This is a genomic window from Micrococcus sp. GbtcB5, from assembly GCF_019091605.1.
GTDB lineage: Bacteria > Actinomycetota > Actinomycetes > Actinomycetales > Micrococcaceae > Micrococcus > Micrococcus luteus.
On sequence record NZ_JAGXJK010000503.1, the window covers coordinates 1 to 234 of the forward strand.

The window sequence follows — 234 nt, forward strand, 5'->3', positions numbered from 1 at the left end:
CGCAGCATCTACGTGTTCAGCGCTCGTGAGTTCGAGCGGGACCACGAGCAGGTGAGGTCGGCTCCACTGTCCTCCCGCCAGGCCCGTGACTACATCCGCGTCTTCCTCTCGGGGGCGTCGGACGGGGTCCCGGACAAGCAGGGTCGGGTGACCGTGCCGGCGCCGCTGCGACAGTACGCGGGGCTGGACCGGGACGTGGCCGTGATCGGCGCGGGGACGCGAGTGGAGATCTGG

1 pseudogene is annotated in these 234 nt (G+C 70.5%); it reads left to right on the forward strand.

Annotation, left to right across the window (positions count from 1 at the left end):
* A pseudogene (locus KVS67_RS13260) lies at nucleotides 1-234 on the forward strand (cell division/cell wall cluster transcriptional repressor MraZ); the annotation flags it as partial.